Source organism: Pseudomonas sivasensis, from assembly GCF_052938085.1.
Genome location: NZ_CP176442.1, coordinates 4,730,734 through 4,742,730 on the forward strand (window position 1 = coordinate 4,730,734; position 11,997 = coordinate 4,742,730).

Sequence of the window (11,997 nt, forward strand, 5' to 3'; positions counted from 1 at the left end):
ATGAAAATCCTATTGATTGGCGCGAGTGGCACCGTCGGCTCGGCAGTCAAGGCCGAACTGGCTCAGCGTCATGAAGTGATCAGCATCGGCCGCACCAGCGGCGACTTCCAAGTGGATATCAGCGACAGCGCGTCAATCCGCAGGTTGTTTGAGCAAACCGGTAAATTCGACGCCCTCATCTGCGCGGCCGGTAGCGTGAATTTCGTGGCGCTGGGTGATATGAGCGAAAACGACTTTGAACTTGGCCTGCGTGACAAGCTGATGGGCCAGGTAAACCTGCTGCTGATCGGCCGCGAGTACGCTAACGACGGCGCCTCGTTCACCTTCACCAGTGGCATTCTCAACCGTGATCCGATTCGGACTGGCGCTTCTGCGGCACTGGTCAATGGCGCACTCGATGCGTTTGTCAAAGCGGCAGCGATCGAATTGCCACGAGGCCTGCGCATCAACTCCGTGAGCCCCACAGTGCTGGAAGAGGCCATGGGCAGCTACGCACCTTACTTCCGAGGCTATAAGCCGGCTCCGGGCGCTGACGTGGCCTTGGCCTACGCTAAAAGCGTAGAAGGCCTACAGACCGGCCAGACATTTATGGTTGGCTGAATGTAAGGGTTGTAAGAATTACCTGAAGCGGGACAGCGGGGTTGTGATGCACCGCCAGCCTGCGTAACGTGGCGGCACTTGCCTGGAGACCCCGATAATGCGTGCCGCCCGTACCTTTGCTTTGTGTGCTTTGCTTCCCTTTCTAACCGCGTGTCAGGTCTTCGAGAGCGAGCCGGCCAAGCCGTCTACGGTTGGGCTGACCCGCATGCAGGGCCAACTCACAGCCGTAGGCGACAAACTGTTGTTCCAAGCGTGCCACGACCAACGTAACTACGTGGTCAAGGACACCGGCGGCACCAGCATCCTGCAGGAAGCCGCCTCCCTGGCCGGCCAGCAAGGTGCGCTGTTTGCCGACCTGCGCGGTAAGTTTTCGGGCGTCGCCACCGGCACTCAGGGCGAAGTGGAGTTGCAACAGCTCTACCGTGTCGAACGGTCGACCTCGGCCTGCGACGACCCCGATTTCAAACGCATGATCCTGCGCGCCAACGGCCACAAGCCGGCCTGGGCGATGAACGTCACCGCCAAGGGCATGGTGCTGGAACGTGAAGGCCAGCCTCCTTTGGCCGTACCTTATGTAGAAGAGCAGATCGGCGACGGCCGCTTTAACTTGATGACCGAAGCCAACAACCAGCACATCGAGCTGTGGGTGGCTCCGCAACGTTGTGTGGACAGCGTCAGCGGCAGCCTGCAACACATGACCGCCGAATTGCGGATCAACGGTCAAGTCCAGCGTGGCTGCGCGGCTTTCGGTGGTTCGCGGGACGATTGATAGTGTCCTGCGCTTTTTAGCATGACGGGACACCACCGTTGGGGCTTATAATCGCCGGTTTGCAAAACCGCCGGCCTTACCGAATGCCGCACACCGGATCCCGTCATGTTACGAATCACCGAACTCAAGCTGCCCATCGACCATCCCGAAGAAGACCTGCGGCCTGCCATCCTGGCGCGCCTGGGCATCGCCAGTGATGACCTGCTCGATTTCACCCTCTTCAAACGCAGCTACGACGCCCGTAAAAAATCGTCGGAGCTGTGCTTCATCTACACCATCGACTTGGATGTGAAGGGTGAAGCCGCCCTGCTGCTCAAGTTTGCCGATGACCGCAACGTCAACCCGGCGCCGGATGTCAGCTACAAAGTAGTCGGCCAAGCGCCCGAAGGCCTGGCTGAACGACCGATCGTAGTCGGTTTTGGCCCCTGCGGGATCTTCGCCGGGCTGCTGCTGGCACAGATGGGTTTCAAGCCGATCATCCTCGAACGCGGCAAGGAAGTGCGCCAGCGCACCAAGGACACCTGGGGCCTGTGGCGCAAAAGCGTACTGAACCCCGAGTCCAACGTGCAGTTTGGTGAAGGCGGCGCCGGCACCTTCTCCGACGGCAAGCTTTACAGCCAGATCAAAGACCCCAAATTCCACGGCCGTAAAGTACTCCACGAGTTCGTCAAAGCCGGCGCGCCGGAAGAAATCCTCTACGTCAGTAAGCCGCACATCGGTACCTTCCGCCTGACCGGCGTGGTGGAACACATGCGCGAGCAGATCATCGCCCTGGGCGGTGAGGTGCGTTTCGAGCAACGCGTGACTGACGTGCTGATTGAAGACGGCCAACTGAACGGCGTGGTGGTGGATGGCGGCGAGCAGATCCTGTCCAGGCACGTGATCCTGGCACTGGGCCACAGCGCCCGAGATACCTTCCGCATGCTTCACGGTCGTGGCGTATACATGGAGGCCAAGCCGTTTTCGGTGGGCTTCCGCATTGAACACCCTCAATCGCTGATCGATGCCGCGCGCCTGGGTAAATACGCCGGGCATCCGAAGCTGGGCGCCGCCGACTACAAACTGGTGCACCACGCGAAGAATGGTCGCTCGGTCTACAGCTTCTGCATGTGCCCTGGCGGCACCGTGGTGGCGGCCACCTCCGAGCCGAACCGCGTTGTGACCAACGGCATGAGCCAGTACTCACGTAACGAGCGCAATGCCAACTCCGGCATCGTGGTCGGCATCACGCCGGAAGTGGACTACCCCGGTGGCCCGCTGGCGGGTATCGAGTTGCAGGAACGCCTGGAGTCCCACGCCTACATTCTCGGTGGCAGCAACTACGAAGCCCCGGCACAACTGGTGGGTGATTTCATCGCCGGCAAGCCGTCCACTGCCCTCGGCAGTGTGGAACCGTCCTACAAGCCTGGCGTGGCTCTGGGCGACCTGGCGTTGGCGCTGCCGGACTTCGCCATCGAAGCCATCCGCGAAGCGCTGCCGGCGTTCGAGAAGCAAATCAAAGGCTACTCGCTGCACGATGCGGTACTGACCGGTATCGAAACGCGCACTTCGTCGCCGCTGCGGATAACCCGTGACGAATCGATGCAGAGCCTGAACGTGAAAGGGCTGTTTCCGGCCGGTGAAGGCGCGGGTTATGCCGGTGGGATTTTGTCGGCGGGTGTTGATGGGATTCGAATTGCCGAGGCGTTGGCGCGGGATATGTTGGGCATCGAGGCCTGAGCACATCCGTGTTCACAAGTGGGAGGGGGCTTGCTCCCGATAGCAGTGGATCAGTCAGGACACATGTGACTGGTCCACCTTCATTGGGAGCAAGCTCCCTCCCACACGGTTTTTGCGTGATTTCAGATGTTAGCGCGCAGGATGCAATCCGGTAGCGGCTCGCCCCGCTCCACACTGGCCGCAACGGCCGCGATCAGCCCTTGCAACTCGTACCCCTGCCCCGCCAACCACACCGGGTTGTAATAGGTTGTGGCGTATCGCTCGCCACCATCGCACAAGATCGCCACGATAGAACCCGACTCCCCCGCAGCCTTCATCTGCTGCGCTGCCACCAACGCGCCAACCAGGTTGGTCCCGCTGGAACCGCCCACTCGCCGCCCCAATCGCTCTGCCAAGTAATGCATGGCTGCCAGTGACAGCGCATCCGGGACCTTGACCATTGCGTCGATCACCTTCGGCAAAAACGACGCCTCGACCCGTGGCCGGCCAATGCCTTCGATACGCGAACCGCAGTCCAGGCGCAGGCTGGCGTCACCCGTCTGGTAATAGTCAAAAAACACTGATCGCTCAGCATCGGCACATAGCACGCGGGTGGCGTGCTGGCGATACCGCACGTAGCGACCCAATGTCGCCGTGGTGCCGCCAGTGCCGGGGCTGGAAATCAGCCAGCTCGGCTCGGGATGCTGCTCGAAACGCATCTGTTGGAAGATCGACTCGGCGATGTTGTTGTTCGCGCGCCAGTCGGTAGCGCGCTCGGCGTAGGTGAACTGGTCCATGAAGTGACCGCCACTTTCCCGCGCCAAGCGCTCGGATTCTGCATAGATCTGTGTGGGATCTTTTACCAGATGGCTCTTACCGCCATAGAAGGCAATCTGCGCGATTTTTTCCTGGGAGGTGGTGGCCGGCATCACCGCGATAAACGGCAGGCCGAACAGCCGAGCAAAGTAGGCTTCGGAGATCGCCGTGGAGCCGCTGGAGGCTTCAATCACCGGTGCTCCGGGCTTGAGCCAACCATTGCACAGCGCATACAGAAACAGCGAGCGGGCCAGCCGGTGTTTGAGGCTGCCGGTGGGATGGCTCGACTCGTCCTTGAAGTACAACTCGATACCCGGCAAACCTGGCAGCGGCAAGGGGATCAGGTGGGTGTCAGCGCTGCGCTGGAAGTCTGCTTCGATGATACGAATGGCTTCGCGAGCCCAGGGACGATGGTCACTCATGGTCGGTTTCTCTAAGAATTTCCAGGTCAATATTAGGATCTTTCCTACACTCGACACAGATACAGTAACGTCTCAATTGGACACACAATTTCAAGCCCCTGACGCAACGCTGAACCTGCCCATTGCTTATAACAAATAAGAATATAACTTTTGTTTTAACAACTAACGGTACGGGTTAGGGTACCCGCCTATTGAATCCGGATTGGAGAGCACCCCTTGGCTCTGCGTAGCACTTTCACTCGTTTCTTCCAGCTGGAAGCCGCCAGCGGTCTGTTGTTGATCGCCGCTGCGGCCCTGGCATTGATCATCAATAACTCACCGTTGTCCCACCTGTACGGCGCGTTTCTCGACGTGCCGGTGGTGGCGCAGATTGGCGCGTTGAAAATCGACAAGCCAGCCTTGTTGTGGATCAACGATGGCCTGATGGCTCTGTTCTTCCTGTTGATCGGCCTGGAGGTCAAGCGCGAGTTGCTTGACGGCCATCTGTCCAAACCGTCGCAAGTGGTCCTGCCCGGTGCAGCCGCCATCGGCGGTATGGTGGTGCCGGCGCTGATCTACTGGGCGATCAACAAGGACTACCCCGCCGCCCTCTCCGGTTGGGCAATCCCCATGGCCACCGACATTGCCTTCGCCCTGGGCGTGTTGGCGCTGCTGGGCAAGCGCGTCCCGACGTCCTTGAAACTGTTCCTGATGACCCTGGCGATCATCGATGACCTGGGCGCGATCATCGTGATCGCAGTGTTTTATTCCGCCGATTTGTCCGGTGCAGCCTTGGCTGGCGCGGGCGCCTGTCTGGTGGCCTTGATCGCGATGAACCGCCTCGGAGTGATCAAGCTCTGGGCCTATCTGATCATCGGCCTGATCTTGTGGGTATGCGTGCTCAAGAGTGGCGTGCACGCCACACTGGCCGGCGTGACGCTGGCGTTCTGCATCCCGATGCGCACTAAGAACGCCGAGCCCTCGCCGCTGCTGACCCTCGAACACGCTCTGCACCCGTGGGTGGCGTACGGCATCCTGCCGCTGTTCGCCTTCGCTAACGCTGGCGTTTCCCTCACCGGCGTCAGCCTGGAGAGCTTCACCCACCACGTGCCCATGGGCATTGCCGCCGGCCTGCTGATCGGCAAGACCATCGGTGTGTTCGGCCTCACTTGGCTGGCCATCAAGACGGGTCTCGCCACACTGCCTAACGGCGCCAACTGGGGCCAAGTCTTCGGCGTGGCGATCCTGTGCGGTATCGGCTTCACCATGAGCCTGTTCGTCGGCTCCCTGGCATTCGTGCCGGGCGCCAGCGAATTTGCCGGCGAGGATCGAATGGGGATTCTGACCGGGTCGATATTGGCAGCATGTATTGGATATCTGGTGACGGCGATGGCGAGTCGTAAAAAAGCCTGATCCCCCAGAAACAGCGCCCACAAAAAAACCCCAACCGGTCACCCGGTTGGGGTTTTTCTTTACCTGCTGCTTACCGATTAACGGGTAACGCGACTGGTACCATCGACCGTCATGATGCGCACGCGGTCGCCAATGCGGAAGATTTCGTTCTCCTGCACAGCCTGGACGTAAGCGCGCATGCTGCCATCGTCTTCGCGAACGGTGATTTCCACGCCTTGAGTGCGGGTCAGGCCTTCTTCAGTGGCCGAGCCCAGCAGGCCGCCAGCGACTGCGCCGATCACAGCAGTGACGATGCTGCCACGGCCGCCGCCGATGGCGCTGCCGCCAACGCCGCCGATGACTGCGCCGGCAGCGCCGCCGATTGGGGTCTTGGTGCCTTCGATTTTCACCGGACGCAGGGATTCGATGGTACCCATGCGCACGGTCTGTACACGACGCGCTTCATCACGGGAATACGAATCGCCGGTCAAACTTGAGGCGCAGCCACCCAGCAGCAGCGACAGGGTGGTAAAGCAGGCAACCAGTAAAACGGACTTACGCATAGCATCAACTCCAAAGGACAGGTGTTCATTAGACGCTGCGGCTTGGCGCCTGTCACGGCAAGCACCGCAGAAAACTGCTTTCATTCAGCCTGAGTACAGACTGCGTACACCGGAAAACTCGACAAACGGTAGCTCAGTTCGTGTACCAAGAGATGTCACAACGGTTTCATCATTGTAGCCGCGCAGCCGCATGCGACCGAAGTCTCTCCCATAGAGACGTCGGTGCTGCGAACAACATTCAGATGAAGTGACGAAAGGTGACGCTCAGGGCGCCAGGCGCTCGCGGGTCCACTCGCCCCCTTGCAGGCGGTAATTCAAGCGGTCATGCAGGCGGCTGGCGCGACCTTGCCAGAACTCAATACGCTCCGGCAGCAGACGATAGCCACCCCAATGCTCGGGGCAGTCGGGCTGGGTATCGCTGAAGCGCTGCTCAGTGGCCGTGAGCAGGTCTTGCAGTTCTTCACGGTCACGAATGACCTGGCTTTGCGGGGAAGCCCAAGCGCCGAGACGGCTGCCCAGAGGACGGACCTGGTAATAAGCATCCGACTCCTGAGGCGTGACCTTGACCACCCGCCCTTCGATGCGCACCTGGCGCTCCAGGGTCGGCCAGAAAAACGTCATGGCTGCAAACGGCCGCGCCGCGAGTTGTTCACCCTTCGCGCTCTGATAGTTGGTGAAGAAGGTAAAGCCCTGCGTATCCAAGCCCTTGAGCAGCAGGATGCGGCAGTGCGGGCGACCTTCCTGGTCGACCGTAGCCAGGGTCATGGCATTGGCTTCCACCGGGGGCTGCTCGGTTTTCACCGCATCGGCAAACCACTGGTGGAACAACGCAAACGGCTCGCCCGGGGCCTGGGCCTCGCTCAAACCGTCCCGTGTGTAGTCACGGCGCATATCGGCCAGTGCCTGGGTCATGCGGCTTTATCCTTCTGGTTCAGCAGATCAGTTTTTTGCCTGGTCGTTCGCCGGTGCAGCAGCCTTGGCTTTGGCCGGGGCAGTTTTCTTGGCAGCTGGCTTGGCCGGCGCCTTTTTAGCGGCTGGCTTGGCGGCAGCTTTCTTCGCGGCCGGAGCTTTTTTCGCCGCAGCTTTGGCTGCCGGAGCCGGTGCTGGTACGTTCTGCACGGCAACCATTTCAGCCACAGGCGGCGTCTTGCCCGAGTTGTACTTGCTCAGCAGCGCCAACATAGTTGTACGCTGAGTGAACATAATTTCCATGCGACGGTTCAGCGCACGGCCCTGGGTGCTGTCGTTGGCGGCACGTGGCATCAGGTCACCCATGCCACGCAGCATCAGGCGATCCTGCTTCAAACCGCTGAGGCTGAAAATCGAAGCGATAGACTGTGCGCGCTCCCTGCTCAGCGCCTGGCTCGCCGGGGCGGTGCCGGTGGCGTCAACGTGACCCAAGACCAGTACGGCGGTCTTGGGATCTGCTTCAACAGCCTTGGCAACACGCGTGAACGGGCCAAGGGTAACCGGCAACAGCATGGCTGGACGTTTTGGGTTGTAGGAGCCATCGACCGGCGCAATCACGACGAGCACGTTGTCGCGACGTTCCAGTTGCAGGTTGCTGTCCTTGATGGCGGCGCGCAGGCGCGGCTCATAGTCGTCCAACCAGGCCTGGGTGATTTTCGGGTCCGGCATCGGCACGTTGGTCACGTCGACCTTGGACAATGGCTTGGGTTTGCTTTCGAACGGCCACCACCAGTGAGTTTCGCTGTCGGTCTTGGCGACGACTGGTGCAGCGGCAGCGGCCGGAGTAGCGGCCTTGAGGTCGGCTTTCAGGTCTGCGGCCTTGGCATCGGCAGCCTTTTCGTCGGTGCTTTTGGAGGAGAACGGCCACCAGCTGGAGCCGGTGTCAGCCTTGGCTGCCGGAGCAGGCGCAGCGGCTACAGGTGCGGCAGGCTTGGCGCCAGCTGCGGGTTTGGCATCCGGCTTGGCCTCGGTCTGGGTCACGACGTCCTTGGTAGCGGCCTTATCAGATCCAAATGACCACCAATGCCCACCCTCGGCATCATTCTGTGGAGTTTGTGCGCAGCCGGTAATGGTGAGGCAAAGCGCCAGTGCCAAGGACTTGTTCGATAACATGAGATATCCACAAAATGAGAAAAGAAACGGGGGTCTGGATGACCCGTTAAACAGACGCTTACAGAACATTAAAGTTACATCATTTCGTTCAGCGTCTTCTTATAGTTGCCTTTGTAACAAAAAAATGTGAAACAGCAAGGGGTTTACAGACAACCGGCCAATATTCCGACCAACTTCTGTGCACGAGGGTCCATAAGTACATAAGGCCCCAATGTATTAGTCACGAAACCAAACGCTACATCGTGTTCGGGGTCGGCAAACCCTACCGATCCGCCTGCACCAGGATGCCCAAAAGCACGCGGGCCAAGGCCGAATGTGGCATTAGGCAACTGCGGTTGATCCAACATGCAGCCCAAGCCAAAGCGAGTTTGTGTCAATAATGTTTTATCCAGCCCGATACTGTGTTCACGGGTCAACTCTTCGAGCATGTCGGCTTCCAACAAACTACCGTCCAACAAACCACTATAAAAACCCGCCAGGCTACGCGCATTACCGTGACCATTAGCCGCGGGCTGCTGCATGCGTCGCCATTCAGGTTTATTAGTACTGGTCAAAATAGACGGTGGATTGGCAAATGCCCGTGTGGTCATGGCGGTGGGTTCACGCATCATTACTTGCAGTAAACGTTGCGCAGCCTCATCGCCCATATTGCCTTTGCTGCGCGCTATATGGGCAACACGATAAAACTCTTCATCCGCCAGGCCCACATGAAAGTCCAGGTCCAACGGCCGTGCAACGCGCGCCACAATGGATTCACCAGGCCCACGCCCATCGGCGCGGCGCAGCAGTTCGCCGACCAGCCAGCCGTAGGTGATCGCCTCGTAGCCATGGCCTTGGCCCGGCGTCCACCAGGGTGCTTCGGCCGCGAGGGTGTCGACCATCAGTTGCCAGTCATACAGGGCCTCGGTGGGCAGCATCTCGCGGATCGCCGGCAAACCCGCCTGATGGCAGAGCAACTGGCGCAGCGTGATGCTTTCCTTACCGGCAGCGGCAAATTCCGGCCAGTACTTGGCAACTGGAGCGTCCAACTGCAACTTACCCTCAGCCACCAATTGCAGGGCCGTGACGGCAGTAAATGTCTTGGTGCAGGAGAAAAGATTGACGATGGTGTCGCTGTGCCAGGCCTCGGCACCGTCCTTGTCAGCGGTGCCGGCCCACAGATCGACCACGGTTTCGCCGCCGATCTGAATGCAAAGCCCGGCGCCACGCTCCTGTGGGTCATCGAACAGCGCGGCAAACGCTTCACGTACCGCTTCGAACTGGAGTTCGTAATGACCCTGAATCTGCACGTAAGCCGCCTCGAAAAACACCATGGAAAGTGGCCGACATTGTTCCAGCCCTTGTAGGTTTTGTGAACCCGTCAGCGATCAATCAATGACCGTTGGCGGAGTGCCCACCGGCATGCCCGGCGCCCTGCCCTGCGCCTTTGCCGTCATGCCCAGACTTACCGCCTTCACCTTCACGGACAGCGCTTGCCGCTTTGGCCTTTTCCGCCTCCTTGCCCAGTTGGTCCACCGCCGCCAGGTTGCTTTTACGCACGCTGTCGACAAAGCCCTGATAAGGCACGTCGGTGATGCCCACCAAGCCGAAGTGGCCGTTTTCACCGTCCAGCAAACGGCCGGTCACGGGTTGGTCCAGGTACTGGAACCAGTGCACACCCACAATCGAAGGTTCGGCCATGGCTTGCTTGAGGAAGTTGGCGTACGCCGCGCCACGGTCCTCTTCCCTGGCCAACTGGGTCACGCCGCCCCAGAACGGGCCACGGTCGGCAGAGCCAAAGTTGAATTCAGTGATCAGCACGGGTTTATCCAACGCGCGCAGCGCAGCGAAGTCGTAACCGTCCTGAGGCTTGAGGGTGTACATGTTGAAGCTCAGCACATCGCAATACTGTGCGCACGAAGCCACAGCCTCGGGCGTGCTCACCGCATAGCGACCACCCAGCAACAACTGGTTCGGCGCGTGCCATTTCAGTGAATCGGAGATGGTCTTGAAATAAGCATCGGCAAAGGTTTTCTGGAAGTATTTAAAGTCGGCCTCGATTTCCGGGTGCTCAGGGTTGGGAATCGGTGGTTCAAAGCCTGGATCTTCCATCAGCTCCCAACCCGCCAATTCGATGCCCCAGGCTTTCGACAAGCCTTCTTCATTGCGGTACTTGTCCCGCAATTGCTTGAGGAAAGCGCGTTTGGCTGGAACGTCGGTGGTCATACGCAACGTGCCGTAGGCCAAGGCGTAGCGGGATTTCGGATCATCACCCGGCCCTGCCCAGGCCAGTTCGTTATCGGCAAAGAAGCCGATCAGCCACGGGTCGTCGCGATGGTCGCGGGCAGCAATCGCAACGGCACGCTCGGTCGCCATGGCGAAGCGTGGGTCAAACGGATCGGGCATGCCGCCCCACCAGTCGGTGCCGGTGCTGATGCTGGCGTAATCGCCGACGATCGACAGCGGCAAGGTATAGGGGACGCGGTCGGCACGGGCCAAAGCCTCGTCGCTCCAGTTGCCCACGGTGTTGAAACCCCAGGCCTGCAGGCGGTCCAGGGTGTGAGTCACCCAGCGTTTCTGGTCGAAGCCTTCGCCACCATAGGCGCGCTGCAGGTTGGCGCCATAGAAATCGTACCAACGCCCGGCGCCAAAACTGCGCCCCTCACCCGCACCGTTACCGGTGCGGTTATCGCCACTGCCGTAATACTTATCCAAGGGCTCACCAGCCTTGGGCAACGCCGCAAACATCCATTCACGACCGGCCACGTAGGTCTGGCTGTTATCCGGGGCCACGGTATTGACGCCCAGGGAGTAGAACGGATGGCCCTCAGGCGTTACCAGATACCAGCGGCCGTCACGCTTCTCCGTGTGGAAAAAGCCGCTGGCCTTGAATGCAGGGCCTTTGTTCCAGCCACCAAACCTGTCCAATGCGGACTTATCCCGCGCAGCCAACCAGCCTTGAAGCTGGGTTTGCTCTTTGGCCGCGGCGGCCTTGAGCTGCTCGTCGCTGCTGACCTTCTCTGGCCAACGCGCACGGGTGGATTGGCCATACGTATCCACTAACTCGCTGTAGGCGGCCTTCAATACCGGCTCACTGTCCTGCACACCAAAGCGCTCCAGCAGGATGCTTTGGGCCGCGTTGGGCTTGATCATCGACAACGTCACCGAGACCACCTGGCTGCGGTCGATTTCCCCAGCGCTGCCAGCCAGCAACACACGCTGGCCATCAACAGTAATCGGCATCGGTGGGCCGGCCTTCATGCCCTGACTCAGCGGCGAGTTGGCTTGCAGCGGGATCAGCAGGGTCTGTGCCGGGCCGGCCGGCAGGTCGATTCGACTGACCAACGTCTTGCCGTCACTGCTCTGCACCTTGACGTAAAGGGTCAGCGCCCAGTCCATGGCACTCTGAATACGCAGGCTCATGGCGCTGGACTGCGACCAGTCCCACACCCCCGTCTGCGGGCTAAGCACCAAGCTGGGTTCGGCGGCCGGGTTGAAGGTGATACGGCGCAACACCTCACCTTCGGGGGTTTGCTCGGCGTTGTATTGCGGCAGGCTGGCGTCCTGGGTCGCCACCTTGACCACATCGGCAGGCCGGACGAAGTTGAACAGGGTTTGTTGCCCGGCGGGCGCCGCCATCAAGGGCGCAGCGAACAGCAGGGCAAAAAGGGCGGGCAGCGTGCGAATCATACGAGCA

Annotated in this window: 10 protein-coding genes; 4 read left to right on the forward strand and 6 right to left on the reverse strand. The window is 60.2% G+C overall.

Going from position 1 to position 11,997, the window contains the following annotated elements; translation table 11 throughout:
• The 3 genes from ACKZ62_RS21825 (at position 1) to ACKZ62_RS21835 (ending at position 3,088) form a co-directional block, all read left to right on the forward strand.
• Complete coding sequence (locus ACKZ62_RS21825; protein WP_032891585.1) at positions 1-600, forward strand: short chain dehydrogenase; 600 nt, start codon at positions 1-3, stop codon at positions 598-600.
• 97 nt (positions 601-697) lie between these two features.
• Positions 698-1,369, forward strand: a complete 672-nt coding sequence (locus ACKZ62_RS21830; RefSeq protein ID WP_032891587.1) for a COG3650 family protein — start codon at positions 698-700, stop codon at positions 1,367-1,369.
• A gap of 105 nt (positions 1,370-1,474) precedes the next feature.
• Positions 1,475-3,088, forward strand: a complete 1,614-nt coding sequence (locus ACKZ62_RS21835) for an NAD(P)/FAD-dependent oxidoreductase (protein ID WP_099601288.1) — start codon at positions 1,475-1,477, stop codon at positions 3,086-3,088.
• Between the two features lie 122 nt (positions 3,089-3,210).
• Here ACKZ62_RS21835 and ACKZ62_RS21840 read toward each other — a convergent pair whose 3' ends face one another.
• On the reverse strand, positions 3,211-4,305 hold the full coding sequence (locus ACKZ62_RS21840) for a PLP-dependent cysteine synthase family protein (protein ID WP_032891592.1): 1,095 nt from the start codon (positions 4,303-4,305) through the stop codon (positions 3,211-3,213).
• A 216-nt stretch (positions 4,306-4,521) separates the two neighbouring features.
• Here ACKZ62_RS21840 and nhaA point away from each other — a divergent pair, with 216 nt between their 5' ends.
• Positions 4,522-5,697 carry a Na+/H+ antiporter NhaA gene (gene nhaA, locus ACKZ62_RS21845; RefSeq protein WP_447095817.1) on the forward strand — a complete coding sequence of 392 codons (1,176 nt, stop codon included), beginning with the start codon at positions 4,522-4,524 and terminating at the stop codon, positions 5,695-5,697.
• Positions 5,698-5,774: 77 nt separating this feature from the next.
• On the opposite strand, the gene ACKZ62_RS21850 is transcribed toward nhaA, so the two are convergent.
• The 5 genes from ACKZ62_RS21850 to ACKZ62_RS21870 all read right to left on the reverse strand — a co-directional run bounded on the left by ACKZ62_RS21850 (position 5,775) and on the right by ACKZ62_RS21870 (position 11,990).
• Positions 5,775-6,239, reverse strand: coding sequence for an outer membrane lipoprotein (locus tag ACKZ62_RS21850; protein ID WP_003189251.1), 465 nt, complete (start codon positions 6,237-6,239; stop codon positions 5,775-5,777).
• A 264-nt stretch (positions 6,240-6,503) separates the two neighbouring features.
• Complete coding sequence (pdxH, locus tag ACKZ62_RS21855; RefSeq protein ID WP_032891594.1) at positions 6,504-7,151, reverse strand: pyridoxamine 5'-phosphate oxidase; 648 nt, start codon at positions 7,149-7,151, stop codon at positions 6,504-6,506.
• Positions 7,152-7,178: 27 nt separating this feature from the next.
• Complete coding sequence (locus tag ACKZ62_RS21860) at positions 7,179-8,321, reverse strand: OmpA family protein (protein ID WP_447095818.1); 1,143 nt, start codon at positions 8,319-8,321, stop codon at positions 7,179-7,181.
• Positions 8,322-8,464: 143 nt separating this feature from the next.
• Entirely contained in the window at positions 8,465-9,610 is a 1,146-nt protein-coding gene (locus ACKZ62_RS21865; protein WP_447096976.1) for a serine hydrolase domain-containing protein, read from the reverse strand.
• Positions 9,611-9,692: 82 nt separating this feature from the next.
• Positions 9,693-11,990, reverse strand: a complete 2,298-nt coding sequence (locus tag ACKZ62_RS21870) for a beta-galactosidase (protein ID WP_181642719.1) — start codon at positions 11,988-11,990, stop codon at positions 9,693-9,695.
• Positions 11,991-11,997: the final 7 nt, after the last annotated feature.